Here is a 26202-nt window from a genome sequence, read left to right on the forward strand (position 1 = left end):
GCCGCATTCTACGGCGCGCGCCGCCGCCCCCCGAACAACCCGGCCAGCCCCCACAACAGCAGCGACGCCAGCAGCACCGGCGCCAAACCCCAGCGCGACGCCCACCGTGCGTACGGCGTCAGGCCGCTGCGCCCTTGCACCACCACATCCAGCACGCCGCGTTGCGCACGCGGCAGTTCGGCCAGCACCCGGCCACGGTGGTCGATGGCGGCGGTGCTGCCGGTGTTGGTGGCGCGCAGCATCGGACGGCCCAACTCCAGCGCCCGCACACGCGCAATTTGGCGGTGCTGGTCGATCGCCACCGTATCACCGAACCACGCGATGTTGCTGACGTTGACCAGCACCGTCGGCGCGCTGGCCGCATCGGCGAACGCGGCGGCCAGTTCCTCGCCAAACACGTCCTCGTAGCACACGTGCGGGGCGATGCGCTGCCCCGCCCAGGTCAGCGGCGGCTGCGGCAGCGCACCACGGGCAAAGTCCCCCAGCGGCATGCGCATCAGGTCCACGAACCACCGAAAACCCGGTGGTATGAACTCGCCAAAGGGCACCAGATGGTGCTTGTCGTAGCGGTACGCGCTCAGCGCTGCGGGCAGTTCGGCGTCGTCGACTGGCAGCGCCTGCCCCGGTCGCCACCCGACCACGGAGTTGGTGTAGCCGCGCTCGAAGCTGCCCAACGGCAGGCCGATCAACACCGCGACGTGGCCCTGCCTCACGTGGCCCAGCAGGGTGCGCCAATAGTCGGCCGGCACGTCCTGCGGCAGCAGCGGGATGGCGGTTTCGGGCGCCACGACCAACCCGCCGGCCAGCCGTTCGTCGGACGCTGCTTGGACGAGCTGCTGGCCGTACCAGCGCAGCGCCACGGCGATGCCGCGCTCAGGGTCGAATTTGTCGTCCTGCGCGATGGCGCCTTGCAGCAGACGAACCGGCAGCGTGCCCGCCGCAGCCGTCGCGTCGGGCAGCCGCTGCTGCACCCACGCGCCCAGGCCGGGCCAACCCCACAGCAGCACGCAAAGCGCCGCTGCGGCCCACCGCCACGCCCCGCGCGCCAGCGCCAGCCACGCCGCCAGCGCCGCCGTGACGAGCCCCAGGCCGTACACCCCCACCCAAGGCGCGGCCCAACCCAACGCGTCCACCTGCGTGTAACCGAGCGCCCCCCAGGGGAAGCCGGTCCACAACACCCCACGCGCCAGCTCGGCCAGCGTCCACGCGGCGGCCCAGGCCAACGCGGCCGCCCACGGTGCCGCCGGCCGCCAGCGCCACCACACCCACGCCATCACCGCGTAATCCAGGGCCAAAAAGAGCGCCAGCGCCGCCACCGCCACGGCGGCCAGCCAGCCCGGCATCCCGCCGTACACGTGCATCGAGATGTACAGCCATCCAAACGTGGTGGCCAGCCAGGTCGCCGTCCACACCAGCGCGCGGGCCGCGGCCGCGCCGGCGCTGCGGGCCCGCGCCACGCCGACCACCGCAGCGGCATGCGCCAGCAGCGCCAACCACGCCGCGGGCTCGCCCGAGCGCAGCCAGGGCCCCGCACCCACCGGCCACGGCCACGCCAGCGCCCAGGCTTGCAGCGCCCCCAGCGCGGCGGCCACCGCCAGCACCGCCCCAGCCGCCATGGCGTGCCCGCGCGTGCTCATGCCGGCGCGGGCGTGCGCGTCACCTTGAACCAGCGCACCGCGCCACCACGCGCGTGCTGCACGGTCAGCGTCAGGCCTTCGGCCTGAAACGTTTCGCCGCGGCGCGGCACGCGGCCCATGGCGTGCGCCACGTAGCCGCCGATGGTTTCGAACTCACCCTCGGGCAGGTGCACCTGGAACCAGGCGTTGACACGCTCCAGCGGCGTGTCGCCGCTGACCCGCCATGTCCCATCGGCCAGCGCAAAAATGTCGCCGTCGGGTTCGTCGTCGGCGTCAAACTCATCTTCGATGTCACCGACGATTTCTTCCAGCACGTCTTCGATCGTGACCAGCCCTGCGACCCGCCCGAACTCGTCAATGACGATGGCCAGGTGGTTGCGGTTGGCCCGGAAGTCGCGCAGCAAATCGTTGAGCGGCTTGGTCTCGGGCACAAACACCGCCGGACGCAGCAGCGCGCGCAGGTTGAGCTCCGGCGCGCGCTGCAGCTTGAGCAGGTCTTTGGCCAGCAAAATGCCAATGATGTTGTCACGCTCGCCGTCGTACACCGGAAAACGCGAATGCCCGGTGTCGATGACGGTGTTGAGCAACTCCGGGTATGGCGCCTGGATATCCAGCGCGTCCATGCGCGGCGCGGCCACCATGACGTCGCGCGCGGTCATGTCGGCGATGCGCAGCACGCCCTCCAACATCACGCGCGACTCGGCACCGATGACGTCGTTGTCTTCGGCCTCGGCCAGCGCTTCGATCAGCTCGGCGCGCGAGTCGGGCCCCGGGTGCAAAAATTCGACCAGGCGCTGCAAAAACGTGCGCTTGTCATCGTGGCGGCCGCGCACGGGGCCGCGTTCATGGGCAGGTTCAGGGTCGGCCACGGACGGTGGACAGGGGTTGCGATGGGGCAAGCATACACCAGCCCCGTCACATCCCCCACACGCCCACGGTGCGGTTGCCCACCCGCTCGGCACGCGGCGCGATCAGCACGCCCTCATGCCGTTGGCGATGGTGCCTGAACGTCACGTCCCAGCACCTGCTCGATCAACCGTGCGTAGATCCGGTTGGCTGCACGCATCTGGGGTCGCAGCGCCACCAAGCCGGTGTCCTCCACGTACTCGACGTCGTCGATGCTGGATAGGGGGTCCCACAGTGCTTGGCCACCGGCCAGCAGCGGGGCAATGACGCGGTGCACGCGCGGCTCGCGCAGCTTGTCGGTGAGCTGGTCCAGGTGCGTGGCACGGCTCTGGATGAGCCGCTCGCGCGCGGCCCAGTAGTGCGCCAGCGTCACGGGCTGGGCGCGGTTGAGACGCAGCGCCTTGTCTTTCCACGTGCATTCGTGCCCGAGCGCATTGACCAGCCACGGCTGCCCCTGGGTGTCTTGCGACAGCTCGGGCCAGATGGCCTCGTCAAACACCTGGCCCGTGGCCTCGGTGTGTTGCCGCCACAGCGCCACCGTCTCCTCACGGCTGAAGTTGCCCAGCCGCAGCGATTCGGCCTTGATGTTGAAGGCGCTGCCGCCCGTGATGATGTCGCCCCCGCCGCTGTGGATGCGGTAGTCGCGCACATCGCGCACGCCGCACAGCACCACCGTTTGCGGAAACGCCTGCGGGCGCTGCGCGTAGCCGGCGCGGATTTGCCTCAGCAGCGAAATGAGCGTGTCGCCCACCAGCGCGTCCACTTCATCCAGCAGCAGCACCGCCGGGCGCGCGGGGTCCAGTTGGCTCCAGTGCGCCAGCAGGCGTGAGAGTTTTTCTTCGGCTTCAACAGCACGGCCCTCGCCACGCAGCAGCCAGTCGTCCAACCGGGTGTCGCCCAGGTACACCTGGGCGCTGCGGGCAATGGCGCTGCAAGCGGCCGTGATGCCGCGCTCAACGTTGCCGCGCGCGGCTTGCGCGGTTTCGATGTTGGCGTACAGCGCTCGGTACCGGCCATGGGCGTTGAGGTGTTCCATCAGCGCCAGCAGCACGGTGGTTTTACCGGTCTGGCGCGGCGCGTGCAGCACGAAGTAGCGCTGCGCTTCGATCAGCGCTTCGATCTCTTGCAGATCCACCCGCGCCAACGGATCGAGCAGGTAGTGCAGCTCCGGCTTGCTGGGGCCGACGGTGTTGAACTGCTTTTCGGCCATGGGCGCAGTGTAGCGCTGGCCTGGGCTCGGGGCGGCGCCTGCCAAGGGCGGCCGTCAACCCTTGAACAGCCGCACCAGCCCATGCACCGCCCGGTGCCACACCCGTCGCAAGGCCTTCAGGCCGTAGTCCGCGCGCGCCACCTCCTCCTGCAGCAACTCGGCCACGTGGGAGTCGAAGTCGGCTGGCGGCAGCTCCAAATGACACTCACTCTCGCCGGCCTGCTGCACGACGGTGGCCCCGGCTGCGCGGGCGATGTGCAGCATCGGGGCGTTTTCACTCAGCGCATGGATGTACAGCCGACGCACGCCGTGGTTGCGCGCATGCAGCATGGCGCGCGCGAACAACCGGTGCCCATAGCCGCGCCCCCGCGCGTGGCGGCTGACGCTGACCCCAAACTCCGCCGCGTCACTGCCCCTTCCGGGGGTGACCATGTAGGCCAGGTGGGCCATCGCGATCAGGTGCAGGCGTCGGTTGAAAATGCCAAACACATCGTCGATGCCAAAGCGAATCGACTCGACGTAACGCCGGATGTGTTCATCCTGCGCGGCGAAGCCAAAGCGCAAGTAGCGATCACGCGGGTCCAACGCCAGCAAGTGGGCCACGATCGCCCCCCGGTCGTCGGGACCCAGGGTACGGATGGGCACCCCGGCGTCACGCCGCGGAACGCTCGGCCGGACGGTAGCGGGGGCGGCAGGCGCAGCAGACATGGGCGAACTATACGCGAAGCACCGCACAGGGGTAAGGGTTTTCCCTAATATCCTTCACCGTCGTTGGGCATCGGGGGCACGGCGGCTTGGCCCAGGTGTGCCGCGCGCGACAACTCGTACGGGCATCCCCTAGGCGCGACGGGCAAGCGAGCCGCCACAATGCCATGCTACCCGTTTGTTGCCTTACTGTTGTTGTCATGGAACGAATCTGGCTGCAAAGCTACCCCAGCGGCGTGCCCGCCGACATCGATCCGACCCAATACACCTCGCTGGTGGAGCTGCTGGAGCAGGCGTTCCGACGCAGCGCGCACGACCCCGTGTCGGTGTGCATGGACCGCTGGATGACCTACGGTGCGCTGGACCGCCTCAGCACCGCGCTGGGCGCGTACCTGCAGTCGCTCGGGCTGCCCACGGGTGCGCGCGTGGCCATCATGCTGCCCAACCTGCCGCAATTTTTGGTCACGATGGCGGCCGTGCTGCGCGCCGGCTACACCTGCGTCAACGTCAACCCGCTGTACACCGCGCGCGAGTTGGAACACCAGCTCAACGACAGTGGCGCGCAGGCCATTGTCATCCTGGAAAACTTTGCCCACACGTTGGAAGAAGTCATCGACCGCAGCCCGATCGAGCACGTGGTGGTGGCCAGCTTTGGCGACCTGCTGGGCCCCTGGTACGGACGCTGGATGACGTTCCTGGTGCGCCACGTGGCCAAGCTGGTGCCGGCGTTCAAGCTGCCGCTGCAGGGCCCGCGCGGATCGCGCACCATCGTGTCGTTCCGCCGCGCCTTGCGCCAGGGCGAGGCGCTCACCCTCAAGCCCGCGCAGGTCAACCGCGACAGCATCGCGTTCCTGCAGTACACCGGCGGCACCACCGGCCTGTCCAAAGGCGCGATCCTGACCCACGGCAACGTCGTGGCCGCCATCTTGCAGGCCGAAGCGTGGTTTCAGCCGGCGCTGGATAAGGTGGGCGATGCGCGGCGCACCAACCACATCATGGCGCTGCCGCTGTACCACATCTTTGCGCTGACGCTGATGCTGCTGGTGATGCGCCAAGGCGCGCACGCCACGCTGATCCCCAACCCGCGCGACATCCCCAAATTCGTCGAAGTGCTCAAGAGCCGCCCGTTCCACGTGCTGCCCGCGGTCAACACGCTGTTCAACGGGCTGCTGGCCAACGCACGCTTTCGGCAGCTTGATTTTTCCAGCCTCGTGCTGTCGCAAGCCGGTGGCATGGCGGCGTCCGAGGGCACGGCGCGCCAGTGGAAAAAGGTCACCGGCTGCACGATGATCGAAGGCTGGGGCATGAGTGAAACCTGCGCCATCGGCACCAACAACCCGGTCACCGCCACCGAATTTTCGGGCACCATCGGCCTGCCCTTGCCCAGCGTGGAGATCGCCATCAAGGACGACGACGGGCGTGATCTGCCACCCGGCACCGCCGGCGAAATCTGCATCCGTGGCCCCAACGTCATGCGCGGCTACTACAACCGGCCCGAGGAGACGGCCAACGTCTTCACGGCCGACGGCTACATGCGCACGGGCGACATCGGCATCATGGACGAGCGCGGCTACATCCGCATCGTCGACCGCAAGAAGGACATGATCATCGTGTCGGGCTTCAACGTGTACCCGACCGAAATCGACAACGTCGTCTCCACCTGCCCCGGCGTGCTGGAATGCGCCGCGGTGGGCGTGCCCGACCCCCACTCGGGCGAGGCGGTCAAGCTGTATGTCGTGCGCAGCGACCCCACGCTGACCGAGGAGCAGGTGATGCGTTTTTGCCACGACAACCTGACCGGCTACAAGCGCCCGAAATACATCGAATTCCGCGAGGAGCTGCCCAAGAGCAATGTCGGCAAAATCCTGCGCCGCGAGCTGCGCGGCAAGGCTTGATCCGCAACGCCCGCGCGCTACACTGGCAGCGCTGGACGCGTGGGATGGGGTGGCCATGGGCGAGCTGGATTTGCGGGCGTTGGTGCTGCTGCTGGGCGCCATCGGGGTGCTGACCTCGGTGGTGTTGCAGCACGTCTGGCGGCAAAACCGCGCGCTGCTGGGCGCAGCCCAGTGGTGGAGCGTGGGGCCGCTGGCCATCTTCGTGGGCACCGTGCTGCTGGCCTTGCGCGGCATCATCGGCGCGCCCGTCAGCATCGTGCTAGGCAACGTGTTGGTCATCGGCGGCATGACGGCCATGTACTTGGGCACGTGCCGCTACTGGGGCGAGCCGTTGCCGCGCTGGCCATGGGCGTTGCTGGCGGCCTGCGCGCTGGTTCTGCTGCTGTTCAGCGCCGTGTGGCCGCACTACGCGGTGCGCCTGACCGTGGTGCCCGGCCTGATGGCCCTGGTGCAATGGGCGCACCTGCGCGTGGTGTGGCGGCACGACCGCAGCACCTTCGCCAGCCAGTTTCTATCGTTCTGGATCGCGTTCAGCATCGTCGCGTTGGTCGTGCGCAGCGCCACGGCGCCCATGGAAGCGGCTGACAGCGACCTGCTCATCCCCAGCCCGCTGCAAAACGTGTACTTGATCAGCTACGCCTTTGCCCTGCTGGGCGAGGGTATCGGGTTCGTGCTGCTGTCGCAGCAGCGCTTGCAGCAGCACATCCGCGAACTGGCCTCGCACGACAGCCTAACCGGCGCCATGACGCGGGCGGCGTGGTGGAACGCGGCGCTGCACGAGGTGCTGCGCCAGCGGCGTCAGGGCGGCCCGCTGACGCTGCTGATGCTGGACCTGGACCACTTCAAGCGCATCAACGACACCCACGGCCACCCCATGGGTGACCGCGTGCTGCGCGACTTTGCGCAGCGCGTGCGCCAGTCGCTGCGCGCCACCGACCGCTTCGGCCGCTACGGGGGCGAGGAATTTGTCGTGCTGCTGCCCGACACCGGTACTGAGGCCGCTTGCGCCCTGGCCGAGCGCATCCGCGCCCAAGCGCTGGGGGCGGGGCTGCCGGCTTACACGGTCAGCATCGGCGTGGCCCAAATGAACGGCCACGACCCGCACGCTGACCCCGGCGGCGCGCTGGAAGCCACCATTGCGCGCGCCGACGCCGCCCTGTACGACGCCAAGACGCACGGCCGCGATCGCGTGGTGTGCGCACCCGCCGATGCGCCGGCTCCGCCCGCGGTGGCGCCCACGAGCGGGACCGCCGCCACCGCCTGAGCCGCCGCGATGCCCAGCCTTGCCCTACCCCCCGGTGTGCGCGTGCTGGAGCGCGGCTGGCTGTCGGCCAACAACATCGTGTTCGACGGCGCGCACGGCACGGCGCTGGTGGACAGCGGCTACGTCACGCACGCGGCGCAGACGCTGGCGCTGGTCGAGCACGCGCTGGGCGGGCGCCCCTTGCAGCGGCTGCTCAACACCCACCTGCACAGCGACCACTGCGGCGGCAACGCCGCGCTGCAGGCACGCTACCCAGGGCTGCACACCGCCATTCCCCCCGGGCAAGCCGAGGCCGTGCGGGTGTGGGACGAGGCGCGCCTGAGCTACCGCGCCACCGGGCAGTGCTGCGCGCGCTTTCGCTTCGACGCCGTGCTGCCGCCCGGCTCCACGGTGCCGCTGGGCCACCACCACTGGCAGGTGCACGCCGCCCCCGGGCACGACCCCGACGCCGTGATGCTGTTCGAGCCGGACTCACGCACCCTGATCAGCGGCGACGCGCTGTGGCAACACGGCTTTGGCGTGGTCTTTCCGGAACTGGACGGCGAGCCGGGCTTTGATGCCGTCGCCGCCACGCTCAACGTCATCGAAGCGCTGGCGCCGTGCATCGTCATCCCCGGCCACGGCAGCCCGTTTGGCGACGCCAGCCACCGTGGGCCCGGCCCCGCCGCCCCGGTGGCCGCCGCCCTGGAGGTTGCGCGGCAGCGCCTGCAGGCGTTTCGCGCCGACCCCGCGCGCCACCGTCGCCACGGCCTCAAGGTGCTGCTCAAGTTCAAGCTGCTGCAGTGGCAGCGTCGCCCGTTGGCCGACGTGCTGGGCTGGGCGCGCGAGGTGCCCTACCTGGTGCGGCTGCACGCCGCTGACGGCGGCCAACCGCCTTTCGACGTCTGGCTGCGCGGCTTGATCGACGAGCTGTGCACCAGCGGGGCCGCACGCGTTGCTGCAGGGGTGCTGATCGACGCCTGATGGCCACCGCGGCCTCAGACGCCCAGCATCAAGCGCAGGTTTTGCACCGCCGCACCGCTGGCGCCTTTGCCCAGGTTGTCCAGCCGCGCCACCAGCACCGCGTGGCGGTGTTGCTCGTTGCCGAAGACGCGCAGCTCCAGGTGATCCTGCCCCGCCAGCGCGACGGCGTCGAGCTTGCCGTCTTCGGTGGGGGGCAGCACGCGCACCCAGGTGCTGCCGGCGTAGTGCGCCGCCAGCGCCTCGTGCAGGTCGTGCACGCGCACCGTGCCCGGCAGCGTCTCCAGGTGCAACGGCAGTTGCACCAGCATGCCCTGCGCGAAGTTGCCCACCGACGGCACGAACAGCGGGCGGCGACGCAGGCCGGTGTAGGCCATGATCTCCGGCAGGTGCTTGTGGTTGAGGCCCAGCGCGTACAGCTCGAACGCAGGCGCCTGGCCCGACTCGTAGGCCTCGATCATCGCACGCCCCCCGCCCGTGTAGCCGCTGACGCTGGGCAGGCACAGCGGGTGGTCGGGCGGCACCAAGCCCGCCTCGACCAACGGTCGGATCAGCGCGATGGCGCCGGTGGCGTAGCAGCCGGGGTTGGCCACACGGTCGGCGCTGCGGATGGCCTCGGCCTGCCCGGGCGCGAGTTCGGCGAAGCCGTACACCCACCCCGGCGCCACCCGGTGCGCGGTGGACGCGTCGATGACGCGCGGCGCGCGCCCGCGGTCGGCGCGCAACGCATCGATCATCGCCACCGACTCGCGCGCCGCATCGTCATGCAGACACAGGATGACCAGATCGGCCTGCGCCATCAACGCGCGCTTGGCCTGCGGGTCTTTGCGCTGCTCGGGCGCGATGGCCAGCAGCTCCAGGCCGGCGATGGCTTGCAGCCGTTGGCGGATCTGCAGCCCGGTGGTGCCGGCCTCGCCGTCGATGAAGATGCGGTGCATGAGAATACCCCCGGGGGAAGCAGCCTTGCGCATGGGCGTACCATCGCGGCGCGCGACGGTGCCCAGGCATGTCAGCGTCGTTTCAGGTTGGTGCAGCGCACCATGATACAGTTTTGCCGTTTGCCCCCCAACGGACCTCGACTCCCATGAAGATTCACGAGTACCAAGGCAAGGACATCTTGCGTCAATACGGCGTGCCGGTGCCGCGTGGCATCCCGGCGTTCACGGTGCAAGAGGCGGTGGAAGCCGCCCAAAAACTGGGCGGCCCGGTGTGGGTCGTCAAGGCCCAGATCCACGCCGGCGGACGCGGCAAAGGCGGTGGCGTCAAGCTCGCGCGCAGCATCGACGAGGTGCGCGAACTCGCCAGCAAGATGCTGGGCATGCAGTTGGTGACGCACCAAACCGGCCCCGAAGGCCAAAAGGTGCGCCGCCTGTACATCGAAGAGGGCGCCGACATCGGCAAGGAGTACTACGTCTCGGTGCTGACCGACCGTGCCACGCAGAAGGTGGCCATGATCGCCTCCAGCGAAGGCGGCATGGACATCGAGGAGGTGGCCGCCAAGACGCCCGACAAAATCGTCAAGATCTTCATCGACCCGCTGGTGGGTCTGACCGATGAGCAAGCGCAGCAACTGGCGCAGGGCATCGGCATGGAAGGCCACACGGCCCAGCAAGCGGTGCCGTTGTTCAAAAACCTGTACCGCTGCTACATGGAGACGGACGCCTCGCTGGTCGAGATCAACCCGCTCAACCGCGACAGCAAGGGCAACCTGATCGCGCTGGACGCCAAGTTCAACTTCGACTCCAACGCGCTGTTCCGTCACCCCGAAATCGTGGCGCTGCGCGACCTCGACGAAGAAGACCCGGCCGAGGTCGAGGCCAGCAAATACGACCTGGCCTACATCAGCCTGGACGGCAACATCGGCTGCTTGGTCAACGGCGCCGGTCTGGCCATGGCCACGATGGACACCATCAAGCTGTTTGGCGGTGAGCCGGCCAACTTCCTCGACGTCGGCGGCGGCGCCACCACCGAGAAGGTCACCGAGGCCTTCAAGATCATGCTGCGCAACCCCAACGTCAAGGCCATCCTGGTCAACATCTTTGGCGGCATCATGCGCTGCGACGTCATCGCCGAGGGCGTCATCGCCGCGGCGCGCGCGGTCGGCCTGAAGGTGCCGCTGGTGGTGCGCATGAAGGGCACCAACGAAGACCTGGGCAAAAAGATGTTGGCCGAATCGGGCCTGCCCATCATCAGCGCCGACACGATGGCCGAAGCGGCGCAAAAGGTGGTCGCCGCGGCCGCCGGGGCCAAGTGAAGCGTTCGGAGTTGCACACCATGTCCATCCTGATCGACAAGAACACCAAGGTCATCACCCAAGGCATCACGGGCAAGACCGGCCAGTTCCACACGCGCATGTGCCGCGACTACGCCAACGGCAAACACTGCTTCGTCGCTGGCGTCAACCCCAAGAAGGCCGGTGAGGACTTCGAGGGCATCCCCATCTACGCCAGCGTGCGCGAAGCCAAGGAAGCCACCGGCGCCACCGTCAGCGTGATTTACGTGCCGCCGGCCGGCGCGGCCGACGCCATCTGGGAGGCCGTCGAAGCCGACCTGGACCTGGTGGTGTGCATCACCGAGGGCATCCCCGTGCGCGACATGCTGATGGTGCGCAACAAGATGAAGGCCAAGGAGGCCGCCGGCGGCAAGAAAACCCTGCTGCTGGGCCCCAACTGCCCGGGCCTGATCACGCCCGACGAGATCAAGATCGGCATCATGCCCGGCCACATCCACCGCAAGGGCCGCATCGGCGTGGTGTCGCGCTCGGGCACGCTGACCTACGAGGCCGTGGCGCAACTCACCGAGCTGGGCCTGGGCCAAAGCTCGGCGGTGGGCATCGGCGGTGACCCGATCAACGGCCTCAAGCACATCGACGTGATGAAGATGTTCAACGACGACCCCGACACGGACGCCGTCATCATGATCGGCGAAATCGGCGGTCCGGACGAGGCCGAAGCCGCGCGCTGGTGCAAGGACCACATGAAAAAGCCGGTCGTGGGCTTCATCGCCGGCGTCACCGCGCCCCCGGGCAAGCGCATGGGCCACGCCGGGGCGCTGATTTCGGGCGGCGCCGACACCGCCGAAGCCAAGCTCGCCATCATGGAGGAGTGCGGCTTCAAGGTCACGCGCAACCCGTCCGAGATGGGCAAGCTGCTCAAGAGCTTGCTGTAAGGCGCTGCGCCACGGCGGGGGCGTGCAGCCGCACGTCGTGCGCCTTCGCCATCAACCACGCCAGCCCCGCTGCGGCGGGGCTTGTTGTTGCGGCCGGCTGGCTGGCGCCCGCGCTACACTGCGGGCCACGATGCCGACGCCCGCCGCCCCCTTGACGTTTCAGTACGCCTGCGCCTCGGACCCGGGGCGGGTGCGCGCCAACAACGAAGACGCCGTGCTGATCGACCCCGCGCTGGGCTTGGTCGTGGTGGCCGATGGCATGGGGGGCTACAACGCCGGCGAAGTGGCCAGCCGCCTGTGCTGCGACGGCCTGCGCGCCGCGCTGACCTACGCACCGGCCGATGCCCCGGCGGCGCAGCGGTTGCAAGACGCCCTTGGCTCGGCCAACCACACGGTGTGGGCGCACGCCCAACAACACCCCGCCCAGCGCGGCATGGCCACGACCGTCGTGGCGGTGCTGCTCAGCCCGAACGCCCACGCGGTGGTGGCGCACGTCGGCGACTCGCGCCTGTACCGGCTGCGCCAGGGTCAGTTGGCGTTGCTCACGCGCGACCATTCGCTGGTGCAGCAGCACATCGACGCCGGGCTGCTGCCACCGGAACTCGCGCGCGCCGCCGGCTACCGCAACCTGGTCACACGCGCGGTCGGCGTGGGGCCGATGCTGTGGGCGGACGTGGCCGAGTTCGACCTGGCCGCCGGCGACACCCTGCTGCTGTGCACCGACGGTCTGACCGACGCGCTCGACGACCCCGCGATCGCCGCCGTGTTGCGCGCCCACGGCCCGTTGGACGAGGCCGCGCAGCGCCTGGTGCAAGCGGCCAACGAGGCTGGGGGGCGCGACAACATCTCCGTGGCGCTCGTGCGCTGCAGCCCGGCCGGGCCAACACCGCCACAGGCCACGCCCCCGGCGCGCCGCTGCGGGGCCTGACCGACGCAGGTCAGGCCGGCGCCAGCCACAGCGCCGCGCGCGTGCGCTCGGCCTCGGCGCGCGCGGCGGTGGCGAAGTCCTCGCCCCCGCTGGCGTACAGAATGGCGCGCGACGAGTTGACCACCACCGGCCCGGTGGTGCGACCGAGGGCGTCGCCACGCCAACCGGCGCGCACCGTGGTGGCGGCATCCCCCCCTTGCGCCCCGACGCCGGGGATCAACAGCGGCACCGTGGGCGCCAGCGCCCGTACACGCTCAATCTCGGTCGGGTACGTCGCGCCCACCACCAGGCCCATCTGGCCGTTGCGGTTCCACGGCCCCTGGGCCAGCGTGGCAATATGTTCGTACAGCCGCGGCTGGCCCGGCACGTCGGCCAGCCGCTGCGCCTGCAGGTCATCGCCGCCGGGGTTGCTGGTGCGGCACAGCAAAAACACCCCCTTGCCCGGGTAGCGCAGGTACGGCTCGATGGAATCGAAGCCCATGAACGGTGACAACGTCACCGCATCCGCGCCGTAGCGCTCGAAGGCCTCGCGCGCGTACTGCTCGGCCGTGCTGCCGATGTCGCCGCGCTTGGCGTCGAGGATGATCGGCACCTCGGGCGCCGTCACCCGGATGTGCGCCATCAGGCGCTCGAGCTGGTCCTCGGCGCCGCACGCGGCGAAGTAGGCGATCTGCGGCTTGTAGGCGCACACCAGGTCGGCGGTGGCGTCCACAATGGCGGCGCAAAAATCGTACAGGTGCGCCGCGTCGCCGCGCCAGCGGCCCGGCAGCCGGCCCGGGTCCGGGTCGAGCCCCACGCACAGGCGCGAACGGTGGCGCGCCTCGGCGCGCAGCAGCATGTCAACAAAGCTCATGCCGGCATTGTAGAAGCCGCTACGATGGCGGCGTGAGCCTGACCGACGCGCCGCCGCCTCCCCCCCACCCCCCGGGCAGCCTGCACGCGCTGCGTGCGCGCTACGGACCGCGCTACCGCTGGCGGTTGCTGCTGTCGGTGATGATCGGCGCGATGGCGGCGCTGGTGTCGTCCACCGTGGTCAACGTCGCCATCCCCGACCTGAGCCACCACTTTCACCTCGGGCAAGACCAGGCGCAGTGGGTCACCTCGGGGTTCATGGCGGCGTCGGTGGTGGCGATGCTGACCACGCCCTGGATGCTGGCGCGGTTTGGTTTTCGGCGCACCTACGTGCTGTGCATGGCGGTGCTGGTGGCCGGCGGGGTCGTGGGGGGGCTGGCCGACCACTACGCGCTGGTGCTGGCCGCCCGGTTGGCCGAGGGGGTGGCCGCTGGCATCGTGCAGCCCATTCCGGCCGTCATCATCCTGCGTGCGTTCGAGCCCCACGAACAAGGGCGCGCCAGCGGCCTGTTCGGCATGGGGGTGGTGTTGGCGCCAGCGTTGGGCCCCAGCGTGGGCGGCGTGCTGGTGCAGGCGCTGGGGTGGCGCTCGATTTTTTTCCTCGTGGTGCCGTTCGGCCTGTTGTCGTGGTGGCTGGCGCGGCGCTACGTGCCGGTGACCGCGCCCGGCGGCGTGCCGGCCCAGCCGGGGCTGCCGCTGGACGTGGGTGGGCTGGGGCTGGCCTCGGCGGCCACCCTGGCCTTGCTGCTGGGCCTGGCAGGGTTGCACGGGGGACCTCCGGCGCAGACCACGGCGCTGCTGGCGGCCGCCGTGGCGCTGCTGGCCGCGTTCGTGGCCTGGCAACGCCGCCGGGCGCGTCTGGGCGCGCCGCCGCCGCTGATGCACCTGGGCGTGTTCACGCACCGGGCGTTTGCCGCCGGCAGCGTGGTGTCGCTGATCTACGGCGCGGCCCTGTTTGGGTCCACCTACCTGTTTCCGGTGTACCTGCAGCTCGGCCTGGGCCTGCCCGCGGCCTACGTAGGCACGTTGCTGCTGCCGGCGGGGTTGGTGCTGGCGCTGACCATCGCCGTCGTGGGCCGCTTGGCCGACCGCCAACCGGCCCACCGCCTCGTCAGCGTGGGGTTGGCCCTGCTGACAGCCTCGTTCGCCGCCTTCGGGCTGGTTGGGCTGGACACGCCATTGCCGGTGCTGGTGCTGCTGGCGGTGCTGGGGCGCGTGGGCCTTGGGTTCGTGCTGCCCTCGCTCAACCTCGGGGCGATGCGCGGCCTGCCCGCAGCGGCGCTGGCGCAGGGCTCCAGCGCCATCAACGTGCTGCGCATGCTGGGCGGCGCCGCAGGGGTGAGCGTGTGCGGGGTGTTTCTGGAGTGGCGTTTGCGTGCGCACGGGGCCACCCTGGACGCGGCCAGCGCGGTGCTGACCGAGGCGCGCCTGGCCGCGTTCGCCGAAACGTTCGGGCTGCTGACGGCCGTGTGCGCGTTGGCCCTGGTCAGCGCACGCGCTTTGGCGCCCCAGCGCTGACCCCCGCGCCACGCCGACACGACACGCCGGCCCGGAGTTTTACGCTACAGTGTTCGGGTGCCCAAGCACGGCCATTTTGCTGAGGAGACAACCACCATGCGACGACGCCAACTGCTGGCCACGGCCGCCGCCCTGACCACGGTCAACATCAGCCCCTGGGGGCACGCCCAGGCGCTGGAAAAGCCCAAGGTCACGATCGCGGTCGGGGGCAAAAACCTCTTGTACTACCTGCCACTGACGATCGCTGAGCAGCTCGGCTACTTCAAGGCCGAGGGACTGGACGTCACCATCGTCGACTTCGCCGGCGGCGCCCGTGCGCTGCAAGCCGTGGTGGGTGGCAGCGCCGACGTGGTCTCGGGTGCCTTCGAGCACACCGTCAACATGCAGGCCAAGGGGCAGCCGATGCGTGCCTTCGTGCTGCAGGGGCTGGCGCCGCAGATCGTGCTGGGCGTCAACCCCAAGACGCTGCCGGGTTTCAAGACCGTGGCCGACCTCAAAGGCAAAAAGATTGGTGTCACGGCCCCGGGCAGCTCCACGCACATCATGCTCAACTTCGTGCTGGCCAAGGCGGGGCTCAAACCCAGTGACGTCAGCGTCATCGGGGTGGGGGCGAGCAACGGGGCGGTGGCGGCCATGCGGGCCGGGCAAATCGATGCCATCAGCAACCTGGACCCGGTCATCACGCTGCTGCAGCGCTCGGGTGACCTGCAGGTGGTGGTGGACACGCGCAAGCCCGCCGAGGCTGAAAAAGTCTTTGGCGGCCCGATGCCGGCGGGCTGCCTGTACGCTCCGGTGACCTTCGTCGACAAGCATCCCGCGACGGTGCAGGCCCTGACCAACGCCATGGTGCGCGCCAACAAGTGGATCCAGCAAGCCGGTCCGGGCGACATCATCAAGGTTGTGCCCGAAAGCTACCTGCTGGGTGACCGGGCGGTGTACATCGACGGCTTCCTCGCCGCCAAGCCCGCGCTGTCGCCCGACGGGCTGATCCCGCCCAAGGGGCCCGAAACGGCCCTGCGTGCGCTGGCCAGCGTGGACGACAAGCTGGCCAGTGCCAAGTTGGACCTGGCCGCCACCTACACCAACGCCTTCGCGCACAAGGCCAATGCCAAGTACCCCAAGGGCTGACGTGACGACTCCGGCGATCGAGCTGCAGGACGTGGCCTGCACCTTCATCAGCCCAGACGCCCCCGGGCAGCGCTACACCGCGGTGCAGGGGGTGGACCTGACCGTCGGTGCGGGCGAGTTTGTCAGCGTGGTCGGCCCCACCGGCTGTGGTAAGAGCACGTTGCTCAACGTCGCGGCAGGGCTGCTGGCGCCCAGCCGCGGCACGGTGCGCGTCTTTGGCCAGCCGCTGGTGGGCCTCAACACCCGCGCTGGCTACATGTTCCAAGCCGAAAGCCTGATGCCGTGGCGCACGGCGCTGGGCAACGTGATGGCGGGGCTGGAGTTTCGCGGCACGCCGGCGGCCGACGCGCGTGCGCTGGCCCAAGCGTGGTTGCGCCGGGTCGGCCTGGGCGCCTTCGGCGACCGCTACCCGCACCAAATGAGCGGCGGCATGCGCAAGCGCACAAGCCTGGCGCAGGTGCTGGCGCTGGACCCCGACATCATCCTGATGGACGAGCCCTTCTCAGCGCTGGACATCCAGACCCGGCAGTTGATGGAAAACGAGCTGCTGGCGCTGTGGCAGGCCAAGCGCAAGGCGGTGCTGTTCATCACCCACGATCTGGACGAGGCCATCGCGATGAGCGACCGCGTGGTGGTGATGAGCGCCGGCCCGGCGGCACGCCCCATCGGCGCTTTCGCCATCGACATCCCGCGCCCGCGCGACGTGGCCGAAGTCAAAGTGACGCCGCGCTTTTTGGAGCTGCACGCCGCTATCTGGGCGGTGCTGCGCGACGAAGTGCTCAAAGGCTACCAGCAGCAGTTGCGCGCCGCCTGACCCCCACCGAAGGAGACGACGACACGATGTGGTCCCGCATGCGCCCCCGCCCTGGCAACCTGCGTCTGTGGCAGATCGGGTTGCTGGCGGTGCTGTTCGTGCTGTGGCATGTGCTCACGCAGCCCGGGTTGATCCCGCCGTTGCTGTTCGACAACGACCGCCAAGCGGCGTTTTTCTTTGGTGAGCCGCTCAAGGTGCTGCAGCGCATCTGGGTCTGGTTCGTCGTGGACGCCGACATCTACCGTCACTTGGGTGTCACGCTGGCCGAGACCTTGCTGGCGTTCGGCATCGGCTCGGTCGCCGGGCTGGCCGCCGGGCTGTGGCTGGCGCTGTCGCCCATGGCCTCGGCGATCCTGGAGCCCTACATCAAAGCGCTCAACTCGATGCCGCGCATCATCCTGGCGCCGATCTTTTCGGTGTGGTTCGGGCTGGGCATCGGCTCCAAAGTGGCGCTGGGCGTGACGCTGGTGTTCTTCATCGTCTTTTTCAACGTCTACCAAGGCGTCAAGGAAGTCAGCCCGGTGGTGCTGGCCAACGCGCGTATGCTGGGCGCCAGCCCACGCCAGTTGCTGCGCTACGTTTACCTGCCCAGCGCCACGAGCTGGGTGTTCAGCTCGCTGCACACCTCGGTTGGGCTGGCCTTCGTGGGGGCGGTGGTGGGCGAATACCTGGGCTCCAGCCAAGGCGTGGGCTACCTGATTCTGCAGGCCGAAGGCACCTTCGACATCAACACGGTGATGGCGGGCATCCTGGTGCTGACCGCGTTCGCCCTGGTGCTGGATGCCCTGGTCGGGCGCGTCGAGCGGCGGCTCCTCACTTGGCAGCCCAAGGCCGGCGAAACCGAAAAACTCTGATGGACGCCAACGCAGGAACGATGAAACCGTGGCTGTTGCTGGCGCTGGCCATCGTCAGCGAGGTGATCGCCACCACGGCGCTCAAAGCCAGCGACGGCTTGACGCGGTGGCAGCCGTCTCTCGTGGTCGTGGTGGGCTACGGGGTGTCGTTTTACTGCCTGTCCCTGGTGTTGCGTCACATCCCCGTGGGCATCACCTACGCGGTGTGGTCGGGGCTGGGCATCGTGCTGATCACGTTGGCCGCCGCGGTGCTGTACGGTCAGCGGATCGACCTGGCCGGCTGGGTCGGCATCGGGCTGATCGTCGCCGGTGTGCTGGTGCTCAACCTCGTGTCGCGCGCCACGTCGCACTGAGGCCGCGTGCCACGGTCAACCCGACCCAGCCCAGCGCCACGCCCACCGCATCGGCGATCCAGTCGGCCACGTCCCCATGGCGCCAGCCGGTGGCGGCTTGGGCCACCTCGATGGCCGCGCCGTGCGCCAGCAACGCCAGCACCACCTTGGCCGTGTGCGCCTGAGGCCACGCCAGCCGGGCCAACACCGCCAGCGCGGCGAAGGCCAGCGCGTGCTGCGCTTTGTCCCACACGTCGAACACCTGGGGTGGCAGGTGCTGCACCGGCGTCAAGGACAGCACCGTCACCCCGCCCGCCCACAGCAGGAACAGCCCCCGCCACACCGTCGGCCTGACCGGGCCAGCGCCACCACGACCCATCGTGGTCATCCCTGGGCCGGCGTCAGCGCCGCCTGCAAAGCGTCGACGAAGCGCGCCGCGACATCGAACCCCGTTTGCTGGGTGATTTCCTGAAAGCACGTCGGGCTGGTGACGTTGACCTCGGTCAGGTAGCCGCCGATGACGTCCAACCCCACCAGCAGCAGACCACGCGCCGCCAGCGTCGGCCCCAGCGCGCGGGCAATCGCCCACTCCGCTTCGGTCAGCGGCTGCGCCACCCCCTTGCCTCCGGCGGCCAGGTTGCCGCGCACCTCGCCGCCTTGGGGGATGCGCGCCAGCGCGTACGGCACCGCTTCGCCGCCGATGATCAGCACGCGCTTGTCGCCCTGCGCGATGGCGGGCTCGAAGCGCTGCACCATGATCGTGGTGTGGCCGTGCTGGGTCAGCGTCTCGACGATCGCGCCGAGGTTGAGGCCATCCGGTCCGACGCGGAAAATGCCGCGCCCGCCCATGCCATCCAGCGGCTTGAGGATGATGTCACGGTGCTCGGCATGAAAGGCACGGATCGCCTCGGCCGAGCGCGTCACCAGCGTCGGCGGCGCGAACGCGGCAAACTCCATCACCGCCAGCTTTTCCGGGTGGTCACGCAGCGCGGCCGGGGCGTTGAACACGCGCGCGCCGTCGCGCTCAGCCTGCTGCAGCAGGTGCGTGGCGTAGAAATATTCGGCGTCGAACGGGGGGTCCTTGCGCATCAGCACCGCATCGAAGCTGTGCAGCGGCTCGCGCGCCTGCGCGCACACGTGGAACCAATCGTGCGCGTCGTCGCGCAGCTCGAGGTCGCGCACCCACGCCGTCACCGGGCCGCCGCTGCCCCACTGCAGGTGCTGCGGCTCGCACGCGGCCAGCCGGGCCCCGCGGCGCGCCAGTTCGCGCATCATCGCGTAGGTGCTATCCTTGTAGGTGACGAAGGTGTGCAGCGGGTCGGCCACCACCAGCACGCGCCGACCGTGCCAGAACGCTGGCTCAGGCATCGTGCTCGGCCTCCGGGTCGGTGGCTTCCAGCTCGTAGGCCGCGGCCAACATGGCCAGCCGCGCCACCACGCCGTACATGTAAAACCGGTTGGGCACACTGGCCCCGGGTTTGCTGCCGGGCTGCGGCTGCAGCGCGCTTTTTTCGAACGCCAGGGGCACAAAGCTGGCGCCAGGGGCGTTGAGGTTTTCGTCCACGCCGCGCTCGGCGTGCACGCGGTAAAACCCCCCAACCACGTAGCGGTCCATCATGTACACCACCGGCTCGGCCACGGCGTCGTGGATGCGCTCGTGCGTCATGACGCCCTCCTGGATGATGACGTCGCTGACCTGCTGGCCGTCCTTGATGACATTCATTTTGTTCTTGGTGCGGCGGTTGAGGTTGCTCAGTTCCGCGGCGTCGCGCACCATCATCACCCCCATGCCGTAGGTGCCGTTGTCGGCCTTGACGACGACGAAGGGCCGCTCCTGGATGCCGTACTCCTTGTACTTGCGGCGGATTTTGGTCAGCAGCGCGTCGACGTTGGACTGCAGGCACTCAAACCCCGTGCCTTCGGCAAAGTTGACCTGGCCGCAGTGCGCGAACATGGGGTTGATCAGCCACGGGTCGATGCCGACCAACTTGCCAAAGCGCTTGGCAACCTCCTCGTAAGCGCGGAAGTGGTTGCTCTTGCGCCGCACGTGCCAGCCCGCGTGCAGCGGGGGCAGCACGTACTGCTCGTGCAGGTCCTCCAGCATGCCCGGCACGCCAGCGCTGAGGTCGTTGTTGAGCAGAATGGTGCACGGGTCGAAGTGCTTCAGGCCGATGCGGCGCCCCTGGCGGATGATGGGCTCCAGCACGATGCGCTCGCCGTTGGGCAGGTCGATCGGCGTGGGTTCCTTGACCTCGGGGTTGAGCGAGCCGATGCGCACGTTGAGCCCGGCCGAATAAAAAATGCGCTGCAACTGCGCCACGTTCATCAGGTAAAACATGTTGCGGGTGTGGTTTTCCGGCACCAGCAACAGGTTTTTGGCCTCGGGGCAGATTTTTTCGATCGCCGCCATGGCCGCCTGCACGGCCAGCGGCAGCATTTCGTTGGTCAGGTTGTTCCAGCCGCCGGGAAACAGGTTGGTGTCCACCGGGGCCAGTTTGAAGCCAGCGTTGCGAATATCCACCGAGGTGTAAAACGGCGGCGTGTGCTCCATCCATTCCAGGCGAAACCAGCGCTCAATGACCGGGGTGGACTCGAGGATGCGCTGCTCCAGCTCGTTGATGGGGCCGGTCAGCGCGGTGACGAGGTGCGGAACCATGGGGTGTCCTCCTGCGCGTTGTGGATGCCCAGGCGCAAGCGAGGGCGCGATGGGCTGCATTGTAGAAAGCTCCCCGCCCCGCGGAAGCCCCAGCCGGCGGCGCTGCCGCCAACCGCTATGCGCTATAACAGCGCCCCATGAACCGCAACCTGTGGCTGCTGGCCGCCGCGCAAGGCCTGTTTCTGACCAACAACGTGGTGTTCATCGCCATCAACGGGCTGGTGGGGCTGCAGCTGGCGCCCGCGGGTTGGATGGCCACGCTGCCGGTGATGGGCTACGTGGTGGGCGGGGCGCTGTCCACCGGTTGGGTGGCGCGCGCCCAGGCGCGGTGGGGCCGCCAGCGCGCGTTTCAGCTCGGCTTGCTGGTGGCGCTGGGGTCAGCCTTGCTGGCGGCCTGGGCGGTGTGGCTGGGCAGTTTTGCGCTGCTGGTGACCGCCACCGTGGTGGCCGGCTACTACAGCGCCAACGGGCAGCTGTACCGCTTTGCCGCCGGCGAGCTGGCCGCCCCAAGCGAGCGCGAAAAAGCCGTCTCGCTGGTGCTGGCCGGCGGTTTGATCGGCGCCATCGCCGGCCCCAACCTGGCCAACCACACACGCGACGTGCTGGGCGTGCCGTTTCTGGGGGCGTACTTGGCGTTGGCCGTGGTGGCGCTGGTGTCGATGGTGATCATGGCGGCGATCCGCTTCCCAGCCGAGCCGCCACGCCCCGCCGGCCCACGGGCCAGCGGCCGCAACGCCTGGGCGCTGCTGCGCGAGCCACGGTTTGCCGTGGCCGCGCTCGGGGCCGCGCTGGGCTACGGGGTCATGAACCTGCTGATGGCCGCCACGCCACTGGCCATGCAAACCTGTGGCATGCCGTTCAGCGACGCGGCCTTGGTGCTGGAGTGGCACGTGATCGGCATGTTCGCCCCCGGCTTTGTCACCGGCCACCTGATCAAGCGCTGGGGCGTGCTGCGTGTGATGGGCGCGGGCGTGGCGCTCAACGCGGCGTGCATCGCCATCGCGTTGTCGGGGCAAGACCTGCAGCAGTTCGTGGTGGCGCTGTTCCTGCTGGGGGTGGGGTGGAATTTTTTGTTCACCGGCAGCACCACGCTGGCCATGCAGGCCTACCGCCCCGAGGAAAAAGACCGCGCCCAGGCGTTGATCAACTTCGGCGTGTTCGCAACGATGGCGCTCACCTCGTTCGCGTCGGGGGCGTTGGTGACGACGCAGGGCTGGTGGTGGCTCAACGTCGGCTCCACCGTGCCGGTGGCCGTGATGGCGCTGGCGTTGTGGATGCTGGCGTGGCGGCAACGCGCCGCGGCGGCGGGCACGGGCGCCTGAGCGCTTGCATCAAACCCCGGGCACCGCCCACCGCCCCAACGGGTCGCGCCCGCATCAGGCGGGGGATGGGGATGCGGCGCCGATGATGGTGACGCCAAAACCGGTCGGGGTCGGCCCCAACGGCTGCGCGGGTTCCAGCGGGACCGGCCGTCCGAAGTGGTAACCCTGGAACAGCCGGCAACCCATCGCGCGCAGCACCTCGAACTGTTCCGCCGTCTCCACGCCCTCGGCCACGACGTCCATCTCCAGGCTCTGCGCGAGTTGCAGGATGGTGCGGGCGATGGCGGCGTCGTTGGGATCGGTCAGCAGGTCACGCACGAAGCTGCGGTCGATCTTGAGCTGCGTCAGCGGCAAGCGCTTAAGGTACGCCAGCGACGAGTACCCGGTGCCAAAGTCGTCCAGCGCAAACTGGATACCCAGCGCCGCCAGCGCCTCCATCTTGGCGATGGTGTCCTCGACGTCGTGCAGCAATTGGCTCTCGGTCAGCTCCAGCTTGAGCCGGCGTGCATCGGCACCCGCCTCGTGCAGCGCGCGGCGCACGGTGTCGACGAAGTCGGGTTGGCGCAACTGGCGTGCGCTCAGGTTGACGGCCAGCGTCCAGCCAGCGCGCTGCGGGTCGTGCGCCCACGCGGCCAGCAAGCCGCAGGCGCGCTGCAGCACCCACTGCCCCAGGGGGATGATCAACCCGCTTTGCTCGGCCACCGGGATGAACTCGCCCGGCGGCACCAGACCCCGCGTCGGGTGGTGCCAGCGCAGCAGCACCTCCTGGGCGCACACCTGGGCACGTACGTCCACGATGGGCTGACCGTACAGGCACAACTCGCCGTCGCGCAGGCCGTGGCGCAGCTCGCGCTGCAGCGTCGCACGCTGCACCACGGTGGCCTGCATCGACGGGTCAAAAAACTGCACCGCGTTGCGCCCGGCGGCCTTGGAGTGGTACATCGCCAAGTCCGCGCGGCCCAGGATGTCGGCGGCGCTCTCATCCTGACCGGCAAACAACGTGATGCCGATGCTGGGCGTGACGGTCAGGTCGTGCGCGTCGACGACGACCGGCTGCTGCACCACCTGGCGGATTTTTTCGGCCACGTGCTGCGCGCGCCACGCCGCCTGATCGGGCTGCGCGTGCAAATCTTCCAGCAGCACCACGAACTCGTCGCCGCCCAGCCGCCCCACCGTATCTTCGGCCCGTACCGCGGCACGCAGCCGCTCGGCGCACGCGCGCAACAGGGCATCGCCCGCCGCGTGACCATAGGCGTCGTTGACGTCCTTGAAGTCGTCCAGGTCGATGAACAGCAGCGCCGCCCACTGGCCGCTGCGCACGCTGCTGGCCTGCGCCTGACGCAGGCGGTCCTGGAACGCGCGCCGGTTGAGCAGCCCCGTGAGGTCATCGTAATAGGCCAGCCGCTGGATGGTGGCCTCGGCGCTCTTGCGCGCGGTGACGTCGCGCCCGATGCCGCGCCAGCCGACGCAGCGCCCCGCGGCGTCGCGCACCGGCTCGCCGCTGATGGCAAACCAGTAGGTACGCCCGTCCGGTAAGGTGCGCTGAATCTCAAAACGCTTGAACGGTCGGCCCTGCGCCACGGCGTCGCGCAGGGGCTTCCAGTCCTCGGGCTTGGGACGGTTGGCCGCCGGCACCTCCCACGGCGTGCGCCCCATGAACGTCGGCGCGATGCCCTGCTCGCGCACCACGCGCCCTTCCAGCCGGGTGTAGCGACCTTGGGCGTCCCATTCCCAATACCAGTCGGCCGACAGCTCCGTGAGGCTGCGGAAGCGCTCTTCGCTGTCGCGCAACTGCGCCAGCGCCTGCGCGTGCCTGGAAATGTCGGTGTACACCCGTGCCCAACCGCCGCCCGGCACGGCCACCGTGGCGCCCTGCAGCGTGCGCCCGCTGGCGGTGGTGTAGCTGTACACGTGGGGTTGGCCGCTGGCACGGGTGGCCCGCAGGTGGTGCCAGACGCGCTCGATGAGCCGCTCGGGATCGCCTTTCAGGTCGCCGCGCGCGGCTTGCCAGCGCACCACGTCGTCGATCAGGGGGGCGCGCTGCATCAGCTCGGCCGGCAACTCCAGCATCTGCAACGCGCATGTGTTGTAGCCCACCACCCGACCCTGCGCGTCCAGCACCACAAACGCATGCTGCAGCGCGTCGAGCAACTGCGCCACCGACAGCCGCCCGCTGCGCACGGCCTCGTCAGCGGCGGCGCTGGCCACGCCGGGCAGGGTCACGGTGAAGTCGGTCATGGCGCGTGGTCAGGGAATCGACGGTCAAAACGTCTCCCACTCACCGTCGTCCGCGGCCGCAGGCTTGGGGGCCGGGCCCGCCTTGGACGCCGCCGCAGCCGGGGCCTTGGCCGTCGCCGGGGCCGGCTTGGGCAGCGAGGGTTCACGCCGCGCGGCCGCCCCGGGCAGCGGCTTGGGCGGCCCCGCCGGCTTGCGTGGCGGCGCCACCTTGGGCAAGCTCGGCTTGGACGTGGCCGTTGGCTCGACAGCCACCGGCAGGTTGTCCCCCGTGCGGAATTGCGCCACCACCCGCTGCAGCTCGGCCGCTTGCTGACGCAGGCTCTCCGCCGCCGCCGTGGCCTGCTCCACCAGCGCCGCGTTTTGTTGCGTGGCCTGGTCCAACTGCGACACCGCCGCGTTGACCTGCGTGATGCTGTCGCTTTGCTCGGCGGTGGCCGCGGTGACTTCGCCAATCATGTCCGCGACGCGCTGGATGGCCTGCACGATCTCCTCCACCGTGCGACCCGCGGTCTCGACCTGCTGGCCGCCCTGCTGCACCCGCGCCACGCTCTCTTCGATCAGCGCTTTGATCTCCTTGGCCGCCTGCGCGCTGCGCTGCGCGAGTTGGCGCACCTCGCCCGCCACCACCGCAAAACCACGCCCTGCCTCGCCAGCACGGGCCGCTTCCACGGCGGCGTTGAGCGCCAGGATGTTGGTCTGGAACGCAATGCCGTCGATGACGCCAATGATGTCGGCGATCTTGCGGCTGCTGGCGTCGATGCCCTGCATCGTGCCCACCACTTCGCGCACCGCCGCGCCGCCACGCTGCGCCGCGTCGGCCGCTTGCTGCGCCACCTGGTTGGCCGTGCGCGCCGCGTCCGCGCTGTGGCGCACCCCGTCGGTGAGTTGCTGCAAGCTCGCCGACGTCTGCTCCAAACTCGCCGCGTTGCTCTCGGTGCGCGCCGACAGGTCCTGGTTGCCTTGGGCGATTTGCACCGCGGCGCTGGCCACCTGGTCGGAGGCGCCGCGGATGCGCGCAAACGCCTGCCGCAGCGCGGTCTGCATGGCGTCCAGCGCGCGCAGCAGATCCCCCACCTCGTCGCCCCGGCTGGTGTGCAGGCGGTGCGTCAGGTCGCCTTGGGCGATGCTGCCCGCCACCGCCACGGCCTCGCGCAACGGCCGCACGATGCCCCGCGTCAACGACACGGCCACACCGATCCCAAGCACCACCGCCACCACCAAGGCAGCCAGTTCCAGCCACTGCGCAACGCGGGCCGCCTCGCGCGCCTGATCGACCAGTTGTTCCGCTTCCTTGACCAAGGCATCGCTGAGCGCCTGCTGCGCGGCGGTGTAGGCTTGCGCCGCGGGCTGGTAGCGCGACTCGGCCAACTGACGCGCACGCTCCATGTCGCCCGCGCGCACCGCGGCCATCACCTCGTCGCGCACCGCGATCTGCGCCGCGCGCAACTGACGCACCCGCTCGAACGCGCTTTGCTGGCTGCTCAGGCCAATGCTGTCAGCCACCTGCTTTTCGAGCTGATCCACCTGCTCGCGCGTCGCGGCGATTTGCTGCTGAAAATACGCCAGCAGCTCTGGGTTGTCCCCAAAGCGCGCCAGCGCTTGCGTGCGCGCCACCTGCTGGCGTGTCAGCGCCGTCCACTTTTCGGCGGCAAACGCCACATCGGTGATCGCATCGGACGCGCGCACATGCTGATCCACGGTTCGCGCGCCCACCCAGGCGGCGACGAACACCATCAGCATCAGCACGATCATCAGCCCGAACGCCAGCCCCAACCGGATCCCAATCTTCCAATCGCGTATCGCCATCATCAGCTC

At 69.4% G+C, this 26202-nt stretch carries 23 protein-coding genes; 12 read left to right on the plus strand and 11 right to left on the minus strand.

Going from position 1 to position 26202, the window contains the following annotated elements; genetic code table 11:
* Positions 1-8 precede the first annotated feature (8 nt).
* The 4 genes from lnt to EDC36_RS06700 form a co-directional block, all read right to left on the minus strand.
* Complete coding sequence (gene lnt / locus EDC36_RS06685) at positions 9-1637, minus strand: apolipoprotein N-acyltransferase (RefSeq protein WP_243646503.1); 1629 nt, start codon at positions 1635-1637, stop codon at positions 9-11.
* Positions 1634-2506: an HlyC/CorC family transporter gene (locus EDC36_RS06690; protein WP_132962467.1), complete on the minus strand. Its 873-nt coding sequence runs from the start codon at positions 2504-2506 to the stop codon at positions 1634-1636. Before EDC36_RS06690 ends, lnt begins: the two co-directional genes overlap by 4 nt.
* A gap of 113 nt (positions 2507-2619) precedes the next feature.
* Positions 2620-3753, minus strand: a complete 1134-nt coding sequence (locus tag EDC36_RS06695; protein ID WP_132962468.1) for an AAA family ATPase — start codon at positions 3751-3753, stop codon at positions 2620-2622.
* Positions 3754-3807: 54 nt separating this feature from the next.
* Positions 3808-4461: a GNAT family N-acetyltransferase gene (locus tag EDC36_RS06700; protein ID WP_132962469.1), complete on the minus strand. Its 654-nt coding sequence runs from the start codon at positions 4459-4461 to the stop codon at positions 3808-3810.
* Between the two features lie 197 nt (positions 4462-4658).
* Here EDC36_RS06700 and EDC36_RS06705 point away from each other — a divergent pair, with 197 nt between their 5' ends.
* The 3 genes from EDC36_RS06705 to EDC36_RS06715 are packed head-to-tail and all read left to right on the plus strand — an operon-like array spanning position 4659 to position 8580.
* Positions 4659-6353 carry an AMP-binding protein gene (locus EDC36_RS06705; RefSeq protein WP_132962470.1) on the plus strand — a complete coding sequence of 565 codons (1695 nt, stop codon included), beginning with the start codon at positions 4659-4661 and terminating at the stop codon, positions 6351-6353.
* 55 nt (positions 6354-6408) lie between these two features.
* On the plus strand, positions 6409-7617 hold the full coding sequence (locus EDC36_RS06710; RefSeq protein WP_132962471.1) for a GGDEF domain-containing protein: 1209 nt from the start codon (positions 6409-6411) through the stop codon (positions 7615-7617).
* Between the two features lie 9 nt (positions 7618-7626).
* Positions 7627-8580: an MBL fold metallo-hydrolase gene (locus tag EDC36_RS06715; protein WP_132962472.1), complete on the plus strand. Its 954-nt coding sequence runs from the start codon at positions 7627-7629 to the stop codon at positions 8578-8580.
* Positions 8581-8594: 14 nt separating this feature from the next.
* On the opposite strand, the gene argC is transcribed toward EDC36_RS06715, so the two are convergent.
* A complete protein-coding gene (gene argC, locus EDC36_RS06720; protein WP_132962588.1) occupies positions 8595-9515 on the minus strand; it encodes an N-acetyl-gamma-glutamyl-phosphate reductase in 921 nt (306 codons plus the stop codon).
* A 146-nt stretch (positions 9516-9661) separates the two neighbouring features.
* Between argC and sucC the strand changes: the two genes are divergently transcribed.
* From sucC to EDC36_RS06735, 3 genes are all read left to right on the plus strand, one after another.
* Positions 9662-10831, plus strand: coding sequence for an ADP-forming succinate--CoA ligase subunit beta (sucC, locus tag EDC36_RS06725; protein WP_132962473.1), 1170 nt, complete (start codon positions 9662-9664; stop codon positions 10829-10831).
* Between the two features lie 20 nt (positions 10832-10851).
* Positions 10852-11745, plus strand: coding sequence for a succinate--CoA ligase subunit alpha (sucD, locus tag EDC36_RS06730; RefSeq protein WP_132962474.1), 894 nt, complete (start codon positions 10852-10854; stop codon positions 11743-11745).
* Positions 11746-11875: 130 nt separating this feature from the next.
* On the plus strand, positions 11876-12673 hold the full coding sequence (locus tag EDC36_RS06735; RefSeq protein WP_132962475.1) for a PP2C family protein-serine/threonine phosphatase: 798 nt from the start codon (positions 11876-11878) through the stop codon (positions 12671-12673).
* A gap of 10 nt (positions 12674-12683) precedes the next feature.
* On the opposite strand, the gene pyrF is transcribed toward EDC36_RS06735, so the two are convergent.
* The gene (gene pyrF, locus EDC36_RS06740) at positions 12684-13526 is read right to left on the minus strand and encodes an orotidine-5'-phosphate decarboxylase (protein WP_132962476.1); all 843 of its coding nucleotides are present in this window, start codon (positions 13524-13526) and stop codon (positions 12684-12686) included.
* Between the two features lie 38 nt (positions 13527-13564).
* Between pyrF and EDC36_RS06745 the strand changes: the two genes are divergently transcribed.
* The 5 genes from EDC36_RS06745 (at position 13565) to EDC36_RS06765 (ending at position 18192) form a co-directional block, all read left to right on the plus strand.
* Positions 13565-15043, plus strand: a complete 1479-nt coding sequence (locus EDC36_RS06745; protein WP_390616595.1) for an MFS transporter — start codon at positions 13565-13567, stop codon at positions 15041-15043.
* A 96-nt stretch (positions 15044-15139) separates the two neighbouring features.
* Positions 15140-16171 (plus strand): ABC transporter substrate-binding protein, encoded by a 1032-nt coding sequence (locus tag EDC36_RS06750; RefSeq protein WP_132962477.1) that lies wholly within the window; start codon positions 15140-15142, stop codon positions 16169-16171.
* Entirely contained in the window at positions 16149-16985 is an 837-nt protein-coding gene (locus EDC36_RS06755; protein WP_390616551.1) for an ABC transporter ATP-binding protein, read from the plus strand. Before EDC36_RS06750 ends, EDC36_RS06755 begins: the two co-directional genes overlap by 23 nt.
* 26 nt (positions 16986-17011) lie before the next feature.
* On the plus strand, positions 17012-17839 hold the full coding sequence (locus tag EDC36_RS06760) for an ABC transporter permease (RefSeq protein WP_132962480.1): 828 nt from the start codon (positions 17012-17014) through the stop codon (positions 17837-17839).
* 20 nt (positions 17840-17859) lie between these two features.
* Positions 17860-18192: a DMT family transporter gene (locus tag EDC36_RS06765; protein ID WP_132962481.1), complete on the plus strand. Its 333-nt coding sequence runs from the start codon at positions 17860-17862 to the stop codon at positions 18190-18192.
* Here EDC36_RS06765 and EDC36_RS06770 read toward each other — a convergent pair.
* The 3 genes from EDC36_RS06770 to gshA are packed head-to-tail and all read right to left on the minus strand — an operon-like array spanning position 18161 to position 20827.
* Complete coding sequence (locus EDC36_RS06770) at positions 18161-18559, minus strand: VanZ family protein (RefSeq protein WP_243646506.1); 399 nt, start codon at positions 18557-18559, stop codon at positions 18161-18163. The two genes, EDC36_RS06765 and EDC36_RS06770, sit on opposite strands and share 32 nt — an antisense overlap.
* The gene (gshB, locus tag EDC36_RS06775) at positions 18556-19539 is read right to left on the minus strand and encodes a glutathione synthase (protein WP_132962483.1); all 984 of its coding nucleotides are present in this window, start codon (positions 19537-19539) and stop codon (positions 18556-18558) included. Before gshB ends, EDC36_RS06770 begins: the two co-directional genes overlap by 4 nt.
* The gene (gshA, locus tag EDC36_RS06780) at positions 19532-20827 is read right to left on the minus strand and encodes a glutamate--cysteine ligase (RefSeq protein WP_132962484.1); all 1296 of its coding nucleotides are present in this window, start codon (positions 20825-20827) and stop codon (positions 19532-19534) included. The genes gshB and gshA overlap by 8 nt, the downstream gene beginning before the upstream one ends.
* Before the next feature lie 137 nt (positions 20828-20964).
* Here gshA and EDC36_RS06785 point away from each other — a divergent pair, with 137 nt between their 5' ends.
* Positions 20965-22149: an MFS transporter gene (locus EDC36_RS06785; RefSeq protein WP_132962485.1), complete on the plus strand. Its 1185-nt coding sequence runs from the start codon at positions 20965-20967 to the stop codon at positions 22147-22149.
* Between the two features lie 54 nt (positions 22150-22203).
* On the opposite strand, the gene EDC36_RS06790 is transcribed toward EDC36_RS06785, so the two are convergent.
* Positions 22204-24387, minus strand: coding sequence for a putative bifunctional diguanylate cyclase/phosphodiesterase (locus tag EDC36_RS06790; RefSeq protein ID WP_132962487.1), 2184 nt, complete (start codon positions 24385-24387; stop codon positions 22204-22206).
* 24 nt (positions 24388-24411) lie between these two features.
* Entirely contained in the window at positions 24412-26196 is a 1785-nt protein-coding gene (locus tag EDC36_RS06795) for a methyl-accepting chemotaxis protein (RefSeq protein WP_132962489.1), read from the minus strand.
* Between the last annotated feature and the right edge of the window lie 6 nt (positions 26197-26202).

This window comes from Tepidimonas ignava (genome assembly GCF_004342625.1).
Taxonomy (GTDB): Bacteria; Pseudomonadota; Gammaproteobacteria; order Burkholderiales; family Burkholderiaceae_C; genus Tepidimonas; species Tepidimonas ignava.